Source organism: Deinococcus hopiensis KR-140, assembly GCF_900176165.1.
Taxonomy (GTDB): domain Bacteria; phylum Deinococcota; class Deinococci; order Deinococcales; family Deinococcaceae; genus Deinococcus; species Deinococcus hopiensis.
On sequence record NZ_FWWU01000002.1, the window covers coordinates 11,611 to 33,966 of the forward strand.

The following is a 22,356-nucleotide window of genomic DNA, read 5'->3' on the forward strand; positions in this document are numbered from 1 at the left end:
CACCCCGCTGCGCTGCTCAGGGGGCTGCTGAGGAGTCACCGTGAAAGACTTAGAAGCTGCCCACAGGAAGTGAGGTCGCTCACCCTTTTTCCCTGGACCAGGCACGTCCTGCATTTATCTTAGTCCCGTATCGGAGGATCCATTCATTCCTCGGCACCGCCAGATGTTCAGGAATACGCGCCCAAAGGAACAGAGGTCATCAGAGTACCTAGCGTCAGGTACAACATCTGGCGGATTCCTACCTGAGGTGACATCTGGCAGACTGCGTCTCAACGCTGCGGCCCCCTGGACAGGCATCCTTCTCCCCTTTTCTCAACCGAAAATTTCGCCTGTTCGCCTTCCGCAGCTTCCTCTTTTGAACCGCTGAGCTGGCTTCCTGGCCAGGCATCCTTCTTTCCCGATCCTTTTCGAATCAGCGACCTGCGCGGCTGCCTTCCAGCTCTCCTCCCTCGCCCCGGCTCCCTGAACAGGCATCCTTCTCCCTTTCATTGGCGAAAAATCCGCCTGTTCGCCTTCCAGGGCTTTCTTTGTCTTTTCCTGCGGCTGGCCCCCTGGGTACGCATCCTTCACCCCTAGACTTCCAATCTAATCTTCGCGTACCCGCTTTCCAGCCCTTTTCTTCTCGACCTCTCGGCAGCCTCCTTCCCTCACCGGAACAGCAGGAGTGCTGCCCCTCTTTTTGACGGACCCAACGCGAGAAATTTCTACTTTCTGGAGGAACGAATATGACGACCCCTCAGCCCAAGACCGCCATCACCCCCCAGATCCGCGCCGCGACCCTGCTGCGCGCCCTCGGTGTGATTGAACTGCCTGGCTTTGCAGGCAGTGAGCGGCCCTCTGGACAAAAGGTCGTCGGCGAGATCCTGGCCTCCGGCGCTCTGCCGACCCCGGCCCTGATCGACGCTTTGAACGCGGCCTCGACCGACCAGCGCCGCGGCGCCCTGGCCTACGGGGTGCAGGCCCTGCGTGACGCCCGCGGTGACGCGCCCAGCCTGCCACAACTGCGCGAGTTTGCCTTCAATCAGGCGGCCGACACCGGCGCCCTGTTCCAGGCGCGTCTGGCGGCGTGGTACGGCCTGTCTGCCAGTGACGCCGAGCACTGCTCGGTTCGGCAGGACCTGAACGTCCTGCCGGGCACCTGGGGCACCCAGGCCCTGGGTGACCAGGGCCCGCAGCGTCAGCGTGCCTGCGCCACGGGCATCCTGAGCAGCGCCACCCAGGGCGCGTGCGCCATCTGCCACATGCGTGTGGGAGACGCCCAGGAACTCCTGAAGCTCGCTGTCAAGGACCACCAGCGCCGTGTAGACCGCCCCCTGCCCACGCGTGGAGTCGATCTGGCACCAACGGGTGAAGCGCTGACCCGCGCCCTGCAGGTTGCGCTGGAGCAACTCGCTGCCTCCTCCACACCGCCTTCGGAGCAGGAGCGCAGCGACCTGGTGGCCCTGCTGCAGATCCTGCTCGGAGAGGGCGTCACTGCGGAGCGGCTGACGGCTGGCCTGGTCGCCCGCGGCATGCCGCAGCGCGAAGTGCGCGCCCTGGTCATGGGCAACCTCATTGCCCTGTCTGAAGACGCCAGCGTGCTGGGCGAGTTGCAGTGTGGCCTCGGCCTGCTGCCGACCGATCTGCTGCGCATCCTCGACGTCTGGGGCGGCGGCAGCGGCACCCTGGCGCGCGCGCCTACCTCGCAGGAAGTGAGCGTCCTGGGTCAGGCCTTCTCCCGTCTGGGCCGTGAAGTCACGCCTGTGGCGAGCCGCCTGGAGCCGCACGTGCGCGTGCCGCGCCTGAGCCGCGCGCAGCGCCGCGCCATTCTGGGTGCGCTGGAGCAGAGCCTCTCCAGCCTGGCCCAGCAGGGTGAGGCTGGTCAGACCCTGGCATGGGAAGCGCTAAGCCGTCACAGCGAAGCGTTCAAGCGCGTGCTGCGCAAGCTGCACGTCCACGAGCGTCCGCGCGACTACCCGCACGCTGCCGCGCTGGCAGGCCTGCTCTCGACAGGCGGCAAGGTCAGCAAGCTGGGCACGCTGCGCGCTGAGGCGGCAGAGCTGGCGCGCCGCGTGGCGCGGCAGACGCCGGGTGAAGCGGGCCGGGCGCGCAGCCTGATGGGCGGCGTCGAGCTGGCCATGGACAAGGGACGCATCGGCGACGCCGCACAATTGCTCGCCACCCGTCCGGGTCTGCTGGGGCGCAGCCTTGACCGGCTGCTGCGCGAAGAGAGCCGGGGCAAGGCGGGAGCACCGGCGACGCTGGCCGCCCTGACCAGCGCTGCGCCGCGCCTGACGGCAGCCATGGTCGCGGGACTGCACGCGCACGTGGGGCGCCGGTCCATGCCGGACAACACGCGCTCGTTCCGCTCTCGCGGCAAGGCGACGACCCGCGCTCTGGGCGATACCCGCACGCCGCTGCACACCGAGCTGATTGGCCAGGTACAGAACATCCTCGAGAACGAACTGCTGCGCCGCGGCGCGGCCGCTCCTGAGCTTGGCCTGCTGGAGCTTGATCCTCAGGTCCTGGGCGTACGCGTTGCGGCTTCGGCCCGCGCGGCCTCCGGCGGCCTCGAAGGGCTTGCGCCCGGTAGCGTCCTGCCCCTGACGCCGGAAGGCGCCGAGGCGGCCACCGCCGCGCGCCTCTTTATGCACTGGGCCCAGAAGGAGGGCGCAGGCCCGATTGACCTCGACCTGTCGGCGGTGGCGTACAACGCGCAGGGCCAGCAGATCGCGCAGTGCACCTTCAGCTCGCTGCGTGCCCCCGGCATGGTGCACTCGGGTGACCTGCGCAGCGCGCCCCTGCCAGCTGGCGCGACCGAATACGTCGATCTGAACTTGGCTGAGCTGCGCCGCTCTGGCGCCACCCTGGTGGTCGCCTCGGTGTACTCGTACACCTCCATTCCCTTCTCGAAGATGGAGCGCGCTTCGTGCGGGCTGATGAGCCGCGTGGACACGGGCGAGGGTGCGCGCGAGATGGACCTGTCGACCGTGCGCCTGAAGTTCGACCTGCGCGGCGAGCAGACCTCCTGCACGCTGCTGGCCATCGACCTGCGTGAAGTTGGCTGCGAAAAGGTCATCTTCCTCGAGCTGGCTGGGGACCGCGGCGGCTACCAGGTGGCCGAGCGCGACCCGATGGGAGAGCTCGCCCTGCAGGCCACGCAGCTGGGCAGCGGCATGCCGCTGACGCTCCTGATCACGCCGCACCTGGCGCGCGCGTCGCAGGTCCGCTGCGGCACGTACACCTGGGTCTGCACCGAGGGCGAGAGCCGCGAGGACTTCGCCCGCCGGGCGCAGCTTGGGTTGATGGAGTGCGCCGAAGGTCTCGTGCCGGACAGCGACATCGCCGTGAACGTGCTCCAGGGCCCGGCCCTGCTGGTTACTGATCAGCCGCGGCGCGCCCTGCAGCCCGGCGACACCATCATTGCCCTGCAGCCTGGAATCACCCAGCCGGTTGGCGTCGCTGTGTACGGCCTGCGCGGCCTGCTCGACACCCTCTGAAGGCCGGGGGGGTACCTCCGGCTCTCACCCCACTCAAAGGGCTCCGGGATGAGCCCCCAAAGGAACTCACATGGTGACTACTCAGCGGGGGTCTGAGCAGCGCAAGGGAATGAGGTAAGGTGAGAGCATCTCTGACGTGACTTGCCCGAATTGCGAACGGCTCCAAGCGCGCATCCGCGAGTTGGAAGCACAGGTCGCGCGGACCAGCGAGACGTCCCATCAACCCCCTAGCCAGGACCAGGCTTGGAAGCAGAAGCAGAAGAGCGAACGCCTTTCTGGCATTCGCTCTTCTGGTGGTCAGATCGGACACCCAGGCACCACCTTGAAGATGAGCCCTTCTCCCGATGAGGTGGTCATGCTCCCCGTGACGGGAAGCTGTAGGTGTGGACAGCATTGGCATGAAGTCGAAGTGCACGACCTCCTGGCTCGGCAGGTCTTGGACCTGCCGGAAGTCCAGTTACACGTGACTGAGTATCAGGCCGAAGTGAAGGTGTGCCCCCGCTGTCACCAACGACAACAGGCCGCGTTCCCAGGGGAAGTGCGCGGTCAAGTGCAGTACGGCCCTCGCTTCCAAGGTTTGGCGGTCTACCTTAATGTCGCTCAATTCCTGCCGTTCAAACGAGTTGGAGACGTGCTCGAAACACTGTGCGGTCAGCGTCCCAGTGAAGGCACAATCGCACTCCACCTCAACCTCGCTACAGAGCGACTGGCTGGGTTTGAGGCCAGCCTGAAAGAAGCCTTGCTCGAAGAACCCGTTCTGCATGTGGACGAGACGGGCAGCAAGGTGAAGGGCAAGCTCGCCTGGGTGCACGTCATTAGCAGCAAGCAACTCACCCTCTACGGACACGACCCGCACCGCGGGTCGGCCGCCATCCAGGCTTTGGGGGTCCTGCCCCGGTACGGCGGCGTGTTAATGCATGATGCCTGGCTCTCGTACTTCCACCTTTGTGCCCGGCATGCGCTGTGTAACGCGCACCTGCTCCGGGAGTTGCGCTTCCTCCACGAACAGTTGCACCAAGACTGGGCGGGGGAACTGCGGACTGCGCTCCAAGGGGTCTACCATCAACATAAGACAGGCACCCTCACTCCAGTGGAGCAAGCCGCGTTCCTGGTTCGCTTTGACACCCTCGTGGAAGCGGGGTTGGTTTCCAACCCCGCAGCAGAGCCGGTTCCGAAGCATCGGGGACGGGTGAAGCAGTCCCCAGGGCGCAACCTCGCGCTTCGCTGCCAGAAACACCGAGACAAGGTATTACGCTTCCTGTATGAGGAGGGCGTGCCGTTCGACAACAATCAAGCCGAGCGAGACCTTCGAATGGTGTGTGTGAAGCGCAAGATCTCTGGTGGGTTTCGCTCGGCAACGGGAGGGAAGAACTTCTGCCGCATCCGGAGTTATCTCTCGACACTTCAGAAGCAAGGCCTCTCAATCTACACAGGTCTGGTCAGCATCTTCCAGAACCAGATCCTTCTTCCTCACCTCTCGTCCTCGTGCTGAACCGTTGCGAAGCATGTCCAATATCCATACTTCCTATTTCGAGATTGTACGCTTGGACGGTAGACATGTCACTCCTGAGGAACAGGATTGGCTGTTTCAAGGATTGGTAAGATACCGAGAAAGCTTCGGATCTTATTGGGTGCGTATTTACCGCGAATACGATTCTGAAACGCGCAGAATGCGGATCCAATATGGTTCTGGGAAGCATGGAAATGCGATAGATAAATTCATCGATGACAGTCATTTCCAACAAAATTACGCAGTTTGGATACGGACCGCCGATGAAGGATCTGATAGTGATAATCTTTTATTTTCATCTGGCCTAACTATTGAAGGTGTACCGTTTGAAGAATGGGAGCGTGCTCGCTACGGCTTCGATAGCTTAGTGCTCGCTGGGACACCTAAACACTTTCGAAACAGAACGAAGCCCATCGGTGAGCAGGCCTACCGACGTCTTCTCCCGCTTGGTGGTTCGTATACCACACTCACAGACCGGGGAATGGTTGATATTAAATCATCCACAATTAAGCCTAGCGACTACGATCCCAATTACCAGCCTAGACGCTTTCTCACTCACTTCGAAGGTCCAATCTACCTAGAATGGGAAGAGGCATCACCTGACCTCCCTAACGGTTGGGAAGAGTTGTTTAGCTTGGAGCCCGAGATTAAATTTGCCGTTTGGTGTTGGAAAGGACGGGCAGTCAATGTCTGCTTTGCCCAGGAGATTTCCTATCCATACTCGAGCTGGCCAAGGAAAGATCTTCCTCTTCTTACCTTTCACCAGGGACTCGTTGCTGACGGCTGGACTAACTTGGTCAACTCCTCTTACCTAACCTTCAGAAACTGGCATGTACGGCAAGTATTCCTAGAGGAACAGAGTTGATGGCTACTCAGCACGATAAGTGTTCCTCGTGCTGAGTAGCCACGGAAGCTTTACATATGATACAAGAACCAAAGAGGTAAAATAATGGAGCAATCTGGACATTCAATCGAAAAATATAAGAATATAATATTATTTCTAATATCGTTTTTTATTTCTATATTCTTACTTCTTATACTCTCAAACATATTTTCAAAAAATAATTTTATTAGAGGATCCGCCAGTGAAATATATGGATTACTTACAGAAGTATCTATTAAAGAATGCGGGCAATATGTATTGAATAATACCAAAGATATTATTATTTGCCCTAATCCTAAAGTACAATATATTGATAGAACTACAAGGATTATATCAGTAAAAGATAAAAATCTGGCCTATCTTATAATAAAGCCCATCGCTGGAAAAGCATATGTAACACATTATCATTTTAAAAATGACCTAATAGTAAAGAGGAGTTTTAGTGAAAAATAGAATATTTAGCCCTCAATTACTTGGATCTTTAGCTGCCTTAGTAGTTTTTTCAATATCCTACCTCTTGCGGGAGTTCTATATACCCAGATACATTAATAAAGCCGCAACTAATACAATTATGTTATGCTCCAAGGAAAAGTATATTTCTATAACTCGTGCTCAATATACCTGTGGCAAGACTATAGATAGTATGGGAATTAAATTAGCGACTGTAGATGTATTTAATGACGGCTCAAATGCCTTCTACATAGTGAGCACGGAGGACATCTCCACCATTTATTGGAAGCAGAGAAATTCGACGTTTGTTCTGAACGACATAATTAAATGAGAAGATTTATGTAAATAACATTTCTAATACTACTTTTGTAACTACCTAGCACGAGAGCGGATCTCCTACTAGGTAGTTACGAACTTTGAACGTAACCACTCAGCATGAGGTCAAAGCTCATGCTGAGTGGTTACCAAAGTATTTTCATTTGTCTTAACAGTCAGCACAAAATGAATAATCTCATTCTCATTCAATTGTAGTTACCCAGTACTACGGCTCATCACAAGGACGACTCTAATGCTAAGGAGTCACAATCGCACAACTCAGTCCAGCTCCGCCGTATTTACAGATGATTTCTATCCTTCTCCGCCTCCACCCATTTCAAGCCTCTGAAAATCCAGAGCTTGTAGATCGGAAACTCGCACCATCATTTGCTGACAAATATTATGATCAGTGTAGCACTCAGCAAACTGGGGGCGATCCATGAAAAAGATATCGAAAATCAACCGCCACTCGGTCCAGTCAGTAAGAAACTGCATCGAGGAAAGATGGCTCAAACTCCCATTGCCGAACAAAAGGAACCCATCGTGATACCAATCCCACAGCTGCTCTTCGTCAGGAGTTCCAAGTACTTCTCGGCAACGCTCATAATGGGCCTCGGTATCAGGATGGTGGAGTTGGTCGTAAAACTCCATATCTGGAATACGCTCACCATTCCTGTGAATGGCAGCATCCACGTCATAAAATGGGGGCAACCACCGAGCTTCCCGGAGCTGCATCGCCGCCGGGGCATAGATCAACTGACAGTCCGCCTCGACCGTTCTCTCCGTCATGTCCTCCATGAAGCGCTCCAGCACACTCCCAGCAGGGGCATAATGAATCCGCCCATCGCCTCCTGGCTCCCAGTACAGCGACAACAAGCCGTCCGCCGGGTAGCCCTGCCAGGTCACGTCTATATCCGCCATGTCTACCTGAAGCAAGAAGCCCATGGGCCGTCCAGATTCGCTCGTAGGCCACGTCCACCCAGGCGGTACATCGGGACGCCCGCCAAACTTACTCGCCCCGATGGGAAAATCCTCGTCTGCCCGAGGCTCGTCGCGGTAATTCACCAGCCATCCGTGCCGCAGGCCCTGAGCAATCGTGTCGATCACGCGGTCGGTCAACTGTTCTGAATCTCGCGGAAGGGCCCGCAAGCGTTCACGCATGGCTTCCAGCAACTCGTCGTACCGAAACACGATCTTCATACCACTAGTGTTCCATGCCGCCCCAATTAGAGAACGGGCAGACATCTTCGGAGATGCCCTTACTTTACCTACTTAGCCAAGTCCGCACCCCCTGGTGAGTAGTCACCTCACATGGACCTCAACACACTGAAAGCCCGTCACCTGCAGGCCCGCAAGGCGTCGCGCACCGACGCTAAGGCGGCCTCTGCAGCCGCTGTGCTCAGCCGGGTGCTCGGCGACGCCGAGACCCAGGCCAAGAACAGACCTGGAACCGCTCAGCTCGACTTGATTGCTGGCGTGACCACCGCACAGCGCGCCTCGCTCGAGAAAGAAGTGCAGGACCTCACTCGCCTGGGGCGCAGCACCGACGTGGCGCGTCGGGAACTCGAAGTGCTCCAGGCACTCCATGACGAGGTCACCCAGCTTAAAGCCCAGCAGGACGCGGAAAGAGCGGCCCTGTTGATGTCCGAAGCCGAACTCGCCGGCGTGATCCGGGCGGCCGTCGCCGACGGCGCCACGAACATCGGTGCCGTGATGAAGCTCCTTAAGGCCCAGCACGAGGGGCGTTACGACGGCGGCCTCGCGAGCCGCCTGGCCAAGGAAGCCGTCGCCGCTCTCTAGAGCACTGGGGGGAATGGAGCCGTGAGGGGAAGGGCACCCCTCACGGCTCCATTCGGACAAATGCGCATTCAAGTTCGCTCGCTGGACTTGATCAAAAAGAAGTCCTCTTGTGACTCCTCAGCACGTCCTACCCGCCCAAGGGAGATGCGGTTACGCGCTTGGAGGTGTTCACAATTCGGGCAGGTTATGTCCGAGATGCTCTCACCTTACCTCCTCCCGTTGCGCTGCTCGAGGACCGCTGAGGAGTCACCGCGGCGCGCCGTGAGCGGCCCACGGCTGCACCACCGATAGGAAGTCCCACATCATGTTGCTTTGTCCGGAATAACTCCGGATCTCGCCAGAGCGGAGTTGAAGTAACGCGGGTCATGACTGACTTCCTGCCCCAGCCATTCCGGACGCACGAAGGGTTCATCCTCGGACGAGAGCTCGACTTCGGCGAGAATCAGGCCCGTCAGGCTGCCCAGGAAGACATCCACATCCCAAACGTGCGCGCCCACGAAGACGCGGGTTCGCCGCTTGCTCAGGGCGCTGAGCGTGAGGGTCTCCAGCATCTGCGCCGCGTCGCCTGGAGGAATGGCGTACTCGAATTCTGCCCGGGTGAGGCCCTGCACCTGGCCTTTCACCGTGATCCACGCCTCATCTCCCTGCAAGCGGATGCGGACGGTGCGTTCCGGGTCCTGCGAGAGGTAGCCCTGTGACAGCAGCTGCCCTTCAGGCTGGCCCGCCGCCGCCCAGGCGGCGTGATTGACGAGAAATTTGCGTTCGATCTCGGTCGGCAGTGTGGTCATGACGTCTCCTTTGCGACAGCTTCTCTCAAGTAAAGGGGGGGCGCCAGCCCTACAGGACCAGGAGCGCGCGCCTCGCATACCCTGGCCTGCGGAGAACGCTCCCACCGGTTCTGACAACTTAACCTGAGCGGGGCTGGAGTAGTTCAGCAGGCGGCTTGAGAATCAAGCCGCCTGCAACATTGCCTCTCGCCAGAGGAGCAGTGCTCCGGTTTGGTTGCTTCGTCTGAGGGCAGCGGGGATGGTCGTTCGGGCATGGCGGTGAAGGTTCGAGACTCGGACGTGCAGCGCAATCCTGCGTTCGCCGCCGTCGTTTGAAGCCGAACTCGCTCCGTTCCTGCCGCCGTGTTGGTCGATGCGACTGTTCCAAGAGATTGTTGCAGCGGGCGGTAGAGACGACCTGAACGTGCTCCACCGTGTGGAGCACGGGAAGTTCCGGCAGAGCTGCCCCACGGCTCCACAGCTTGTCGGTATGAATGACCTCTGGGACGCCGTACTCGCTCAGCAAGCGGACGCAATAAGGACTTGGCCGCCTCGGTATCGCGGTGTTCCTGGAAAAGGACGTCCAGTACGTCCCCGCGTTCGTCGACTCCCCCCACAACCCGTGCTTGACCCCACCGACCTGGACGCACACCTCCTTCAGGTGCCACCGAGAACCCCGGCGGGGTTCTCGGTGGCGCAGCTCTTCGGTGAGGAGCGGGGAAAACTTGATGTTCCACTGCCGCTTCCTTCTCGTGACTGAACTGGATGCCGCGTTTGCGAAGCAGTTGCTGCACGTCACGCTGGCTGAGTGGGAAGGGGTGATCCAGCCGTAGAGCGTCACCGACGACGCTGAGGGGAAAACGGTGGTGGTAGGGCGTGCGGTCACGCACAGCTCACCAACCTACCGACGTTAAGTTGCCAGAACCCTCCAGCTCAAGCTCACACGGACGCAGAGGCCTTATCTACCGGAAGTAGGGTGTAGCTCACCCCGTTGCCCTGGGTTCCGGGTCGACCATGCAGAGGTCTGCCGGTGACACTTTGCGGAGTTTCTCCGTTTGTCCGGTGACACTTTGCGGAGTGACCGGTGACACTTTGCGGATTTGGGCCCAGGTCCCGGGTGACACTTTGCGGAGTTTCTCCGTTTGTCCGGTGACACTTTGCGGAGTGACCGGTGACACTTTGCGGACTTGGGCCCAGGTCCCGGGTGACACTTTGCGGAGTTTCTCCGTTTGTCCGGTGACACTTTGCGGAGTGACCGGTGACACTTTGCGGGATTGCAGTGGAATTGCGGCGCTGAGCGCGATTTTTTCAAAGTCCTATGATGAATGATCATCATTTCTTTTCTTCTTTTAAAAAAGAATTATGAACAACATACAGAGGAGGCAAGTCGGGTACGGGTGAAACAAAGCAGACCTTAGAATGCGCGGCATGCCCCCTCAGGACAAGCCGGAACTGACCGTTACGGGCGACGCTGGGCACGACGAAATCAACCTCAACCGGTTGATGTTCGTCGTAGCTGCCAACCGTGTGCCCGAGACGGCAGTCGGCTGGGAAAAGAGCGTCACCATCGATGCCCTGGGCCCCATACGGATCCGCTGCACGGCGGGTCGCGACAATGTCGTCCCTCACGGCATCGACAACGACATCGTCGTGGGGCTGGTGAACGTGTACGTCCAGCAGGGGATGCCCGATGATGGACGTGTCACCGTGACCGTGGCAGAACTTCTGCGCGCTTCTGGTCTGAGCAAGAATGGGCGGGTGTACCGTGAGGTGCGGGAATCCCTGCTCCGACTTTCCGACACCAAGTACGACTTTTCCAAGTCCTGGTACGACGCCGAGCAGCAGACCTGGCTGGATGAAGAGGGCTTTCGGCTGATTCTGCAGTACCGCTTCCTCAACCCCCAGACCGGTGACACTTTGCGGGGTCAGTTCAAGGCGGAGACCACCGTGCAGTTGACGCTGGCCAGCCTGCTCACCCGGAGTATTCGCGCCGGGCATCTGCGTCCTCTGGACCTGGCCTTCTACTCCGAACTCTCTCAACCGATGGTCCGCACCCTTTACCGGCTGTTGCGGGAACAGTCGTTTGGCGCCGACGGCAGGCCAGTGCACGTCTTCTCGATCAGTGTTCGCGCCTGGGCGATTCACCTTGGACATCACGACACCCGCATCGACCTTGTGCGGCGCGCTCTCAAACCTGCGCACGCGGAGCTTATGGGCAAGGGGTTCCTGAAGGACGTCACGTACAGTGGGCGCGGTGAGGCCCAGAGCGTGACCTATGAGTTCGCCGACAACCTGCAGCCGCCTCCCGACGCGGAACTCGTGGGCCTGTTGGCACAGCGGGGCGTGACCATGCCAGCAGCGACGAAGCTCGCCGTACAGTACAGCCGCGCACAGATCGTGCAGGCCTGTGAGTCGTTCGACGCCCTGCTGCGCAGCGGATACGCCGCGAAAAGCCGCGGCGGTCTGCTCACGGATATGCTCCGCAGCCCCTCCAAATACGTGCCACGAGAGGAACTCCTTCCTGTGCAGCGCCCGCTGCCCCGTGCCGCTCGAGCAGGTCCGGCCGATGAGGAGATGCCAGCGACCCCAGAGGCCCGTGCGCGCACTGCGGAGTTCCTGCTGTCGAAAGGACGCACGCCGCATCCTGACCACCGCCGCCGGATTCTCCTGGATCTCTTTGTGACTGGCGCCATCAACGCCCAGGAACTCACACTGGTGGGCAGTGCAGAGGATCCCGACGCGCTGGTGATGTCTTGGGTGGCGCGTCGTCAGGTACAGCGTCGGGACGAGGCGCCGTCAACCGACTCCTGAGGTGCGTCTCAAGCCTGTGAGACCACAGTGGGATTCTGGTCCACTCACTCTGGTCGTGAGGGTGACGTAATGCTGGGGTGGCCATGAGGAGGAGCGCGGAGCCTCATCCGGGACCTTAGGGGGTCGGTCCCCCTGTTGGGCCTTCCCCGAACCGCTATCGTCAATTCCCTGGGAGGTTGGCTGTCCATGAACCCATCAGACATCTCCCCTGCCGGCCGGGTTATCGTCGGCACATCAGGTTGGACCTACCGTCATTGGCGAGGTGTGTTCTATCCAGACGGTCTGGTGCAGCGTCGGGAACTTGAATACCTGGCAGGACAATTCGAAACGGTAGAGCTCAACGGCTCGTTCTATTCGCTCCAGACGCCAGAGACCTACGCCCGTTGGGCGGCGCAGGTTCCGCCAGGCTTTCTCTTTGCAGTCAAGGGAGGGCGGTTCGTCACCCACATGAAGAAGCTACGGAACGTGCGGGCGCCGCTGGCCAATTTCTTTGCGTCAGGCCTCCTGCGTTTGGAGGAGCACCTGGGTCCCATCCTGTGGCAGTTGCCGGAGCGTCTGCGCTTTGACCCGGAGTTGCTGGAAGAGTTCCTGGCCCTCCTGCCCTCTTCCACAGGCGCGGCCGCCCAGCTGGCGGAAGAACATGACGCGCACCTGGACGGCCGCGCCTGGACAGAGGTGGAGCGAGACGTTCCCCTGCGCTACGCCCTGGAAGTGCGGCACGCCAGTTTCCTCACGCCCGACCTGGCTCCGCTTCTCCGCCGTTATGGGGTCGCCCTGGTGGTGGCGGACGCTGCGGGCGTGTTCCCGCTGGTCGAGGAGATCACAGCAGAGTTCATCTACGTTCGCCTCCACGGCTCCCGGGAGTTGTACCGCAGCAAGTACGAGCCGTCCGAGCTTGAACGGTGGGCCCAGCGGATTCAAGCCTGGTTGCGGGGCCGTCAACTGGAAGATGCAGTCCGCTTGACGACCGAACTGGTCCCCGAACGGCCACGGGACGTCTACGTGTACTTCGACAATGATATTGGCGCTCATGCGCCGTTTGACGCCCTGTTTCTGAACACGCTCATACGGGCAATGCCGCAAGGTTCTCCACATCAGCACGAATAACTGTCTCAGCGATGTCCAATGCCCCGAGTCGGCTCCCTTGACGCTTGCAAAGCTCAGGACACACTGCTCTGCCAATTTTCACCGCGGCCCAACACACAACATTGCGACAGCCCACTTCACTTTGAGTTGAAGACCGGTGCTTCAGTAACAAGCCATACTCGAGAAATTGCCAGGCGCTGCACCAACAACTGCTCCAGATGCAGTTCCGGGCCCCAGAGAAGAGGGAGAGTTCGTCTAGCACAGTAACAAGGCGAGCTCCTCTCCTCAGGGTCGTTAAGTTGCTGCCTTCTTCCCCTAATCTTCAGATCTTCGACGATCAAAGCGCCCGTTGCATCTCACAGTGAATGGCCTGAAGATACCTGGCCGACGTTCCCGGGTCTAGAAAAGCGGTTTTGCGTGCTTCTGGCCCGTCCCAACATATGCGGCATCTCACCTGAATGCCGAATGCACCACAGCCCACCAAGGACCACTCCACCTACCGCCGTGCTCAAGGAGGGGGTTCCTGGTGTCGGTGACACTTTGCGGAATCACGGAGAAGGGCGTGGCGAAATTTGCTTAACCGGTGGATGTTCGTCGCGGTTGCCAGCCATATGCCTACGTTGGTCGCGGGAGAGGCATGGACTGACCCCTTAGGACCGGACCAAGAGGCCAAGCACTTCGTCCCCGTCAGCCCGTAGGCTGACAGCACCGAAGGAGCCAAGATGCCCGGACGCACCCACAGCCGTGAATTCAAGCTTGACATCGTGAACCAGATCAATGGGGCTCACAAGACGACCGCCCAGCTCTGCCGAGAACATGCCCTGTCGCCCAGCTTGATTCACCGTTGGCGGAAAGAGGTCGAGGCGCGAGGTGAAGCAGCGTTCACCGACCAGGCCAAACCCGACCAGTCGTTGGAACAACGAATCGCCGAGTTGGAACGATTTTGCGGACAGTTGTCGCTGGAGAACACGATTCTAAAAAAGTCGTTGGCGACGTACCGCTCGAAAAACGGCATCAAATGATCGAGGATGCGCGACTCGCGTATCCCCAGGTGTCGGTACGTCGTCTGTGCGAGCTGCACGGCGTCAATCGCTCGTGGTTCTACGAACAGCAGGGCCGGGAGGAGGTGGACACCGATCAGGCGTTGTCCCAGGACATTGAGGCCGTGGTGATGGAGTTCAACGGGTACGGATATCGGCGTGTCACCCGCGAGTTGGCCCGACGGGGCCGCCCGGTCAATCACAAGCGCGTGTTGCGTGTCATGCGGGAACGACGGTTGTTGTGCCGTCCCAAGCGCCGCCACCGGGCGACGACGGATTCCAACCACAGCGAGAAGCGCTTTCCCAACCTGCTGCGTGACGCCGTTCCGGTACGGCCCAATCAGGTCTGGCAGGCAGACCTGACCTACGTGCGAGTCCGGCAAGGCTTTGTGTACCTGGCCTGCGTGCTGGACGGTTTTACCCGTGAGGTCGTGGGCTGGTCCATGTCAAAGTTCATGGACGCGGATTTGCCGTTGGCAGCCCAGGACAACGCGCTTTCGGCGCGTTGTCCTGCTCCCGGTCTGCTGCACCACTCGGACCAGGGCATGCAATACGCGAGCCGAGTGTACGTGGACCGCTTGCGGTCCGCAGGAATCACGCCAAGCATGTCCAGGACAGGCAATCCCTATGACAACGCCAAAATGGAGAGCTTCTACAAGACCCTGAAGACTGAGGAGGTCGATCTGCAAGAATACGTCGATCTGGACGACGCTCGACGACACATCGAGTTCTTTATTGCGGACCTGTACAATCGCCGCCGACTGCACTCCAGCCTGGGATACGTCCCACCTGCCGAGTTCGCTGCCCGCTACACTGCTACCCAGATGTGACTTGCCCTGCGGTCCGCTCCATTGGGTTCACTCCAGCATGTCACCATAGATGCCCTGGATCCAGCAGGGGTCCGCTGCACGGGTTGTCAGGGCGAAGTCATCCCTGAAGACTCGATAACCACATCGTTCTACGGCTGGTGAACGTGTACGTCCTACCGGGAATGTCCGACAGGCGGAGCTTCTGCGCGCTTCTGATCCGAGCAGGAATGGTCGAGTGAACCCTGGGGTTCACGAGTCTCTGCTGCGGTTCTCCGAGGAGCTCCGGTTTCTTCAAGATGAGCTGAGCAGTTCGTCCAACTCCGCGAGAAGACGTTCAGCCCGCTTTCGCTTCGCTTCCGAAATGCTCGAGAGGACCTTCTTACTGCTCAGCGCCCGGATGATGCGGCGGTTCCGGTCCTCTCCCCCATCATGGTCCGGGGACTTGGTGCGCGCGGCCCGCAGTTCGGACAGGCTCGCGCCTTTTCTGGCCAGTTCCAGCAGGTGTGTGCGCCGCTCAACCTGCGCCTCCCGGGCAATCAGGGCTCCCTTGGTGTACTCCAACCCGCCTCGGATGGCCTCAAGGACGTCCGGAGGGTAACGCAGAACAGGCAGGAGGTTGGAGTAGAAGGAGGTCCACGACCCTCCCAGACCCGCGAACAGCTGTTCGAGTTTCTGGACCTCCGCGGCCTCGGGCTGTCGCCGAAGGGCGCTCAAGCGAGCGGGCAGGACGTCCATGCTGAGGCCCAGCACCTCGGCGACCAGATGCGCGGTGGCATCCACCCGGTCAACGGGGTTCAGGTCCTCGCGCTGCACATTTTCGACGAGGGCAACCCTCCGGGCTTCAGCCTCCGTGAGGTCACGCACCACAACAGGAACCTGATCGAGACCAGCAGCCGTGGCAGCGCGCCAGCGGCGCTCTCCCGCCACAATCTCAAAACTGCCTCCCGCTGGCCGCACCAGGAGTGGAGTCAAGATGCCCTGGTCGCGAACACTGCGGACCAGCTCCTCCATGGCCTCAGGGTTGAACGAACGTCGTGGCTGGTCGGGCAGAGGTCGCAACTCGCGGGGGGAGATGAACCGAACGTCCGGCGCCTCCTGTGCGGTCGTGGAGAGGTTGCCCAGCATGGTTCCGAGCGCGGTACGCACATCAGGCCGCTTAGGTGCCACGCCCCACCTCCAAATTCAGCGCCGACAGGAGTTGATCCGTCGCGCGCTCGATCTCCTGCGAGGCAGGAGAGCCTGGCGCATATTTGAGAACAGGCATGGCCGACAAGGCGGCGTCCGGGTAGACGGCGGGCCGGTACGTGATGGGATCTCCGAGAGGAGAGACGTGGGCGCGGAGGGCTTCAAGGGACTCGCGCGCATGCACGGTGCCTGGGTGGAACTGGGTGGGCAGGTAGAAGGCGATGTGCAACCCTGTATTCAGCTTGCGGTAGGTGGCAATCATCTCATGGACGGCGGTGAGTCCTTGAACGCCCTTGCTGTTGGTGGGTACTGGTACGACGAGTCCGTCCGCCGCTATCGCCGCCAGGGCGCTGAGCTGGCCGAGACTCGGTGGACTGTCGAGAAGGACAAAGTCGTACTGGCCCTCGAGGTGACGTACCGCATTCCGCAGATGGGTCACGCCCCCGATGACGCCGGGGAGTTGCGCCTCGACCATGGCGAGGGGCAGCGCTGCGGGCGTGAGGTGCAGGCCATGCACCTCGAAGGGTTCTGGAAGAGGCGCGTCGTTCATCGCTGTCAGGTGGATGGTGCGGTTCATCGGGGCATCCGGAATACCCATCCACGTACTCAAATTTCCCTGTGGATCACAGTCGATGAGGCGGACGCGGTAGCCCCGCTGAGCAAGGCTGTATCCCAGGTCGCGTGTGGAGCTCGTCTTGGAGGCTCCACCGGCATGATTGAAGAAGGTCAGGACGTGCATTTTGCCCCAGTGTATCGGTTGGGCATAACGTTATGCCCAACCGGGCGCACCACTGCTGATCTGGAGTCCTGAGGGGTAGCTCCTCGGCTCTGTGGACGCAAAAGGACAGGCGTAAAGCTCACCAGGAGCGCAGTGTGGGACGCCGAGGCCACCTCACTGCGGGGGCCGGGCCTGCACCGGTTCCCTCTGATGTGGGGCGGACCAGGCAAGAGTCAGACTGAGCCCGTGCAGCTCCGCGAAGGCCACACCTCCTGTGGCGGCAGCTCGGATGCCAGCGAATTTTTGTTCGGCAATGAGATGCCTAAGTTTGCCGGAGCTTTCGACATGGCTTAAAGGGTGGAAGCTTCCGTCAATTCACGGGGTCGACACTTTCAGGAGTGCTGCCTTCTATGGCATTGAACTTGGACAAACGCGAGAGGGGTACTGGTCACCGGCTGTAACGACCGAGCCACTTTGGTCGCTGCTTGGACATCCTCTTCAGAGCGATTCAGGTGTCTCCCACCGCGGTGATCGGTCCACCTGAAGGGATCCAGATGCTCGGACCGGTCCAGGTCATCCTGTAAATGTGCATCGGGGAGGGAATCTCCTGAAACTTTGCGGGGTATCTGCCGGGTGCATCTCGCATCAGGGTGCTCTCCCCCTCTTGCCTGGTCCGCACGCTTTCACGGCAGAGATCAGGCCCTGCCTTTGGTCTTCTGGTCATGACTGTTCAGCAATGAACATGTTCGTGCGTGGAGGTAATGAAAACCTGGAGGTTAACAGGAGGGCGTTGTCTCTACCAGGCAAGGTCTATTGATGGGGTGGATGCATAAGACTGACTGTCTCTCACTGATCAGCACCCCCAACTGAATTCCGCTGGGGACGGCCCCGTGAAGCAGCTCTGCCGTTCCACAATTTCACCTCGACCTACAGGACCAGGCGAAGGCCTCGTGCCTTTACCGCCTCAACCGAGCCGCCCTGTCTGTTTACACGAGAAGAGTTGAGAAAACTGCCGCCCTTCTCCTGCAGAGAAAGGCCATACAGCGGACAGATCGGCATTAAGGCTCTCCGCTGTATGGCTGCACTCCTCGTGCGTCCGCGGCCGGAATCACCGCTGAACAGCAGCATCACGCTGTAGTCCTCCGCCGCACACCAAGTCGTGAGGGACTACCCAAGGGTGATCCCGACAGCTGAAGCCTGAGGGCTGACCCTGACCAGTCCTTCAGGGCAGTGGCAAGCGCACCTCCCGTTGCCTTCGGTCAATCAGTGTCTCTTTCGCAGTCCGTGCGCGCCGACAGCCAGTGTCGGAGGTGCGCCGGATGCTCCTTCTCAGAACGCGAGACCGCGTTTCGAGCGTCCCAGTGCAGATTCTTGCACCTGGGCGGGGAGCTTTGTATGCGAAAACGCCTCTTGAAGCTGGTTCTGGTCGGCCTGGTCCTCGTTGCGCCGTATGCCTCGGCAGGTGGAGGCAAAGGCGCCGGCGTCATTCGGCCCCTCGAAGAGCCCGTGTGGCCCGTCGGAGGATAACGGCGCGGCACCCGGGCATGCACACCTCGGCCCGCCGCCCTCCTAAAATGGAGCGGTGAGAGGCGTGAAGGCCGCGACCAGGTCGAGTCAGTGAAAGGACCGAATCTGGCCGCCCACATCCAGTCCCTGCTCGCCACAGGCATTTGGGAAGCGGCCCGCCTGCACCTGCTCCGTGGCGCTCAAGGCGTACGGACCCGTGAGGAAGGGGTGTTGTTCGGTCAGGTGGCGCGCGAGGTCCCGCGCGAGCACTGGGCGAAACCCGGCTGGGCCCATACCCTGGCCTGGGCCGCGTACCGGTCGGGAGACCTCGCCCTGATGCGCGATGTCCTGGCCCTCGGTGCGCCTGACCTGAACGCCTTTGCCGCGTTTCTCGCCTGCACGCAGGGCAGGTGGGCGGACGCTCTTCGAGAAGCCGAAGTGGGTCTTGGCGGTCCTGATTCAGCGGTCGCGGCGCGCTACCGGGCGCAGGCCCTCGTGCGCTCCGGCGCTCCCGGATGGCGGGAAGCCTATGAAGCCGCGCTGCAACTCGCGCAGGGCCGAGACCGGGCCCTCGCCCGCCTCGACTACGCGGTGGCGCTCGCCTGGCTCGAAGATGACCGCGCGGCTCGCCCAGAGTTCGCGCAAGCGGCCGCTGAGTTCGCGGGTGACCCCTGGGGACAGGCCTTTTCCTGGTCGAACCTCGGCATCATCTGCCAACGACTTGGCGACCTGCACGGTGCGGAACGGGCGCTGGGACAGGCACAGAAATGGGCTGGCAAGGAGAGCACCGGGCAGCACCTCATGGCGGTACAGCGCGGTCTTGGCAGCGTGTACCGCGCGTACGGGGAGTATCCAAGGGCACAGCACGCTTACCGGGAGGCACTCCGGCTTGCCCTTTCGGTGGAAGACCGGGTGGCGGCGCTGCTGGGGGAAGCGAGGACCCTCGCCCTGTGGGGGCGCTGTGACGAGGCGCTCTCTACCCTGTATGACGCGGCGGGACAGGCCGGTCAGCTCGGCCCGGAAGGGGGAGACCACCGGGTGTTCGCCAGCGTGGCCGCCATCCGCCTGATGCTGGGAGACCACGAAGGCGCGCAGGCGGCCCTGAACCGTGCCGGAGGGCTGACCCGGGACGACGAACACCTGGTGGCCGTCGTGCGTGCGGAACTGCTGCGCACGCAGGGCCACGAGGAGGACGCGCGTGACCTCCTGGCCGCGAGGAACATGCGCTCCGAGTGGGTGGGGGAGACCGCGCGGCTCTTCCCGGCCCTGTTCGCACTCGTGGATATGCATCCCGTGTCTCCCGCCCCGTGGACGGCGGAGGTGAACGCTGAGGGCCCGGTCACGGTTCGCATGCACGGTGAGGCGCTTCCCCTGCGGCCTCAGCGTCCGGAAGCCGCGCTGTTGGTGCTGCTGCTGCTCGAAGGGGGAGCGCTCAGACGGGAGCGGGTTCAGGATGCCCTGGACCTGCCGGGCCGGGACGAGAACGCCCGGCGCAAGGCGCTCAGCCGCGTGGTGGGTGACCTGCGTGACGCGCTGGGATGGCCAGGTGCAGTTCAGACGGGCGACGGACTCCTGCGCCTCTCCACCGATCTGACCTGGGTCCTGCATACCCCCGGTCCAGAACAGGCGGAGTCGTTCTGCGAGGGCCGCCTTGACCCCTGGCTGGAGGACTGGCGCCTCCACCACGCCCCCCTGCCCTCGGTGCTCTGATTGACTGCTTCCTCTCAGCTTTTCTCCACCTTGAACACGTCTGAAAAAGGGTGGACAGCAGCGTGGCACACTCACCGCACACTGCCCGTATGGCATCTACGGACCTCACCCGGACCGAGCGGCTCTTCCGAATGGCACACCCTCTACGGCGAAAGCCGCTCACCGTTGCGACAACTGGAGAACGGAAATGCTTTTCATCATGCCTGCGTAGCGAGCGGCGTTCTCAATCTGCGTCATGATACGCACGAAGCTGCTCGCAGGCCTGACATCGGAAGACGTGAATGCCGACATGCGGACTGTCCGCTACCGACCGGAGGTGCGCATCGGCATCCTCGTCGGCCTGCAAGAGTAGAGCCAGACCGTCACCATCGGGTGCAGCGCGGCGAAAGTTTTCCTGCCACCACAGGCTCAGGTACACCATGGGCTGGTGGTGGCAGAACAGCCAGCGCTCGCCCCGTCAGCTGGGGCAGTTCGGCGTACGGACAAGCTCAAGCAGGTCCGGAGCGGGAACATGCGCCAGGAACCAACTGTCCTTATTGACCGAGGAGGTGAAGTCGGGATGGGCTTCGCCTCGGATGCCGTTGGTCACGCCCCGTTGCGCATCTTCCCAGCGCACCATCCCCAGCTCGGTGTCCTGCGTAAAGGCGGCGTTCCCGCCGCGGATGTCGTCGGCGCAGGCGCGAATGTCCTCCTCCGTTGTTGGGAAAGGGACCACAGCGTGACAGGTCGAGCAGGGCGCGTCTTCCTGATCATCAGCGTCCAGGGCATAGAGCTTGCCGCACGGTGGGCAGGCCAGAACAATATCGTTGCCAACGCCAGGCTCGAAACAGTGCGCCTTCGGCAAGCGGCACAATGTGCGGGTGCTTTCACCGATGGACCCGCCCGCTTCCTCAACCGGCGCGCCGAACAGGGGAAGTCGAGGCCAAGATCCCGGAACGTGGTCACCAGCTCAGTGGGTTGACCGCGCTGGCCCGGAGACGACGGCAGGCTGCCTGGCTGCCCGCTAGGGCCGGGGGGAAACGGCGACCATGGGCGCTGCCATGCGGTCACCGGAGCGCTTCAGTCCTGGGAGGTCTTTCGAGGAAGCCTGGAACCCTGGCTGGGTCGCCTCAGATGAGGGAAGGGCGTCGGGCCCACGCTTCCGCTGTGGAGAACACCAACCCAGAGGTTGAACCTCCCGTTTCTTCCTTGAGGGTCATCCTCCGTCCTGAACGAATGGTTCAGTGAGGTCGAGCGTGCCCGAAGGGTGCCCGTCTCCATTCAACGCAGCGATCACGAGCCGGGCGGTGTCTTCCGGCGTGCCCAGAGACGAATCGAGTTCCAGAGTGAACCCGCCGTGTGCGTCGATCTCCTTCCGGCTCAGGCGGGCCAGGCCCCTGGGCCGCCCCGCCTGCGTCGCTGCGCGTTCCGCTTCCCAGCGCTCACTGACCTCCAGCGGTGGCTTCAGGGCGACGAGCAGGGGAGAAGCGGGCCGCCACAGCCGCATGGCTTCCTCGAACCACGCGCCCTCCAGAAAGAGCGCGTCCACAATGACGTTGCTCCCGCTCGCCACCAGCGCCGCGACCATGTGGTGCAGGCCGCTCACCACGCCGCGCCCCACCGGACCAATGCCAATGCCGGTGGCGAGTGAGGAGTCGTCCGGGTCGAGGTCGTACCAGACCCCTTCCCGCTCGTTTGATTGGAACGGAAAGTAGCGCAGCGGCATGTTCATCCAGGCCCGGTCATAGCCGAGTTGAAGATAGGGCTCCTCGAGGAGGTTCTGCAGGGCCGTGCAGAGCGAGGACTTCCCGGTACTGGAGCCTCCGTTGACCACGATAAGGCGACCGGAGGGGACCTCGGGCGTGACGGAAGCACCAGCTGGAGTCATGCACCATCTTACGCATTCTGGTACGGCTTGCCCGCGGTCTTCCACCGCTGACACACTGCTCAATTGCGGCCTCATCGGGAGGCTTGTCCCTGCGTCCGTCACCGGCATTGACGGGCAACGTCTGCACTGCTGTGCTTCAGCCCAGCTACGTCCAAGGGCCGCTAACCTCTTCGGTCGGCACGCGCTATCCCTTCAGACCCTGCGGACTTGTGCTCAAAGACAGGCGATGCCGGAGGAACAGCTTCGCCGCCAAGTCCTGTTCGAGGAGGCGGTGAACGCCGAACTGACACGGATGAAGTAGGGGAGGGGGAAGATCAGGTGGCCACCCCTCACGTTTGAGCGGCCATCGCCACGCAGAACACAGGATGCAAAGCACGCGCTGGGTTGTACAGGCGCAGGGGACGCAGAACTGCTATGCTT

18 protein-coding genes are annotated in these 22,356 nt (G+C 61.2%); 11 read left to right on the forward strand and 7 right to left on the reverse strand.

The features are described 5' to 3' along the window. Positions 1 to 725: 725 nt before the first annotated feature. The 4 genes from B9A95_RS00825 to B9A95_RS31305 all read left to right on the forward strand — a co-directional run bounded on the left by B9A95_RS00825 (position 726) and on the right by B9A95_RS31305 (position 6,325). Entirely contained in the window at positions 726 to 3,479 is a 2,754-nt protein-coding gene (locus tag B9A95_RS00825; protein WP_084045083.1) for a TerD family protein, read from the forward strand. 136 nt (positions 3,480 to 3,615) lie between these two features. Beyond that, on the forward strand, positions 3,616 to 4,971 hold the full coding sequence (gene tnpC, locus B9A95_RS00830) for an IS66 family transposase (RefSeq protein ID WP_084045084.1): 1,356 nt from the start codon (positions 3,616 to 3,618) through the stop codon (positions 4,969 to 4,971). Positions 4,972 to 4,984: 13 nt separating this feature from the next. Continuing rightward, positions 4,985 to 5,854 (forward strand): hypothetical protein, encoded by an 870-nt coding sequence (locus tag B9A95_RS31300; protein WP_139806336.1) that lies wholly within the window; start codon positions 4,985 to 4,987, stop codon positions 5,852 to 5,854. An 84-nt stretch (positions 5,855 to 5,938) separates the two neighbouring features. Then, positions 5,939 to 6,325: a hypothetical protein gene (locus B9A95_RS31305; RefSeq protein ID WP_139806337.1), complete on the forward strand. Its 387-nt coding sequence runs from the start codon at positions 5,939 to 5,941 to the stop codon at positions 6,323 to 6,325. Positions 6,326 to 6,949: 624 nt separating this feature from the next. Here the strand turns inward: B9A95_RS31305 and B9A95_RS00835 are convergent. Beyond that, positions 6,950 to 7,837, reverse strand: a complete 888-nt coding sequence (locus tag B9A95_RS00835; RefSeq protein ID WP_170928354.1) for a DUF1963 domain-containing protein — start codon at positions 7,835 to 7,837, stop codon at positions 6,950 to 6,952. Positions 7,838 to 7,948: 111 nt separating this feature from the next. On the opposite strand from B9A95_RS00835, the gene B9A95_RS00840 reads away from it, so the two are divergent. After that, on the forward strand, positions 7,949 to 8,437 hold the full coding sequence (locus B9A95_RS00840) for a GatB/YqeY domain-containing protein (RefSeq protein ID WP_084045086.1): 489 nt from the start codon (positions 7,949 to 7,951) through the stop codon (positions 8,435 to 8,437). A 302-nt stretch (positions 8,438 to 8,739) separates the two neighbouring features. Here the strand turns inward: B9A95_RS00840 and B9A95_RS00845 are convergent, their stop codons facing one another. Beyond that, the gene (locus tag B9A95_RS00845) at positions 8,740 to 9,225 is read right to left on the reverse strand and encodes a CYTH domain-containing protein (protein WP_084045087.1); all 486 of its coding nucleotides are present in this window, start codon (positions 9,223 to 9,225) and stop codon (positions 8,740 to 8,742) included. A gap of 118 nt (positions 9,226 to 9,343) precedes the next feature. Next, on the reverse strand, positions 9,344 to 10,090 hold the full coding sequence (locus B9A95_RS00850; RefSeq protein WP_170928355.1) for a DDE-type integrase/transposase/recombinase: 747 nt from the start codon (positions 10,088 to 10,090) through the stop codon (positions 9,344 to 9,346). 542 nt (positions 10,091 to 10,632) lie between these two features. Here B9A95_RS00850 and B9A95_RS00855 point away from each other — a divergent pair. The 4 genes from B9A95_RS00855 to B9A95_RS00870 all read left to right on the forward strand — a co-directional run bounded on the left by B9A95_RS00855 (position 10,633) and on the right by B9A95_RS00870 (position 14,971). Then, entirely contained in the window at positions 10,633 to 12,015 is a 1,383-nt protein-coding gene (locus B9A95_RS00855) for a replication initiator protein A (RefSeq protein ID WP_170928356.1), read from the forward strand. A gap of 186 nt (positions 12,016 to 12,201) precedes the next feature. Continuing rightward, on the forward strand, positions 12,202 to 13,122 hold the full coding sequence (locus B9A95_RS00860; RefSeq protein WP_084045090.1) for a DUF72 domain-containing protein: 921 nt from the start codon (positions 12,202 to 12,204) through the stop codon (positions 13,120 to 13,122). A 701-nt stretch (positions 13,123 to 13,823) separates the two neighbouring features. Beyond that, positions 13,824 to 14,123, forward strand: coding sequence for a transposase (locus B9A95_RS00865; protein ID WP_084045091.1), 300 nt, complete (start codon positions 13,824 to 13,826; stop codon positions 14,121 to 14,123). Then, positions 14,120 to 14,971 carry an IS3 family transposase gene (locus tag B9A95_RS00870; protein WP_084045092.1) on the forward strand — a complete coding sequence of 284 codons (852 nt, stop codon included), beginning with the start codon at positions 14,120 to 14,122 and terminating at the stop codon, positions 14,969 to 14,971. The genes B9A95_RS00865 and B9A95_RS00870 overlap by 4 nt, the downstream gene beginning before the upstream one ends. 270 nt (positions 14,972 to 15,241) lie before the next feature. Here the strand turns inward: B9A95_RS00870 and B9A95_RS00875 are convergent, their stop codons facing one another. Both B9A95_RS00875 and B9A95_RS00880 read right to left on the reverse strand, forming a co-directional pair. Further along, on the reverse strand, positions 15,242 to 16,096 hold the full coding sequence (locus B9A95_RS00875; RefSeq protein WP_084045093.1) for a ParB/RepB/Spo0J family partition protein: 855 nt from the start codon (positions 16,094 to 16,096) through the stop codon (positions 15,242 to 15,244). Positions 16,097 to 16,106: 10 nt separating this feature from the next. Beyond that, a complete protein-coding gene (locus tag B9A95_RS00880) occupies positions 16,107 to 16,874 on the reverse strand; it encodes a ParA family protein (RefSeq protein WP_084045094.1) in 768 nt (255 codons plus the stop codon). A 1,374-nt stretch (positions 16,875 to 18,248) separates the two neighbouring features. Between B9A95_RS00880 and B9A95_RS35995 the strand changes: the two genes are divergently transcribed. Both B9A95_RS35995 and B9A95_RS00890 read left to right on the forward strand, forming a co-directional pair. Beyond that, the gene (locus B9A95_RS35995) at positions 18,249 to 18,380 is read left to right on the forward strand and encodes a hypothetical protein (RefSeq protein ID WP_281255789.1); all 132 of its coding nucleotides are present in this window, start codon (positions 18,249 to 18,251) and stop codon (positions 18,378 to 18,380) included. 90 nt (positions 18,381 to 18,470) lie between these two features. After that, on the forward strand, positions 18,471 to 20,069 hold the full coding sequence (locus B9A95_RS00890; protein ID WP_084045096.1) for a tetratricopeptide repeat protein: 1,599 nt from the start codon (positions 18,471 to 18,473) through the stop codon (positions 20,067 to 20,069). A gap of 457 nt (positions 20,070 to 20,526) precedes the next feature. On the opposite strand, the gene B9A95_RS00895 is transcribed toward B9A95_RS00890, so the two are convergent. Together B9A95_RS00895 and B9A95_RS00900 are read right to left on the reverse strand one after the other, a co-directional pair. After that, positions 20,527 to 20,913 (reverse strand): hypothetical protein, encoded by a 387-nt coding sequence (locus B9A95_RS00895; protein WP_139806339.1) that lies wholly within the window; start codon positions 20,911 to 20,913, stop codon positions 20,527 to 20,529. Between the two features lie 351 nt (positions 20,914 to 21,264). Beyond that, complete coding sequence (locus B9A95_RS00900) at positions 21,265 to 21,936, reverse strand: phosphotransferase-like protein (protein ID WP_084045098.1); 672 nt, start codon at positions 21,934 to 21,936, stop codon at positions 21,265 to 21,267. Between the last annotated feature and the right edge of the window lie 420 nt (positions 21,937 to 22,356).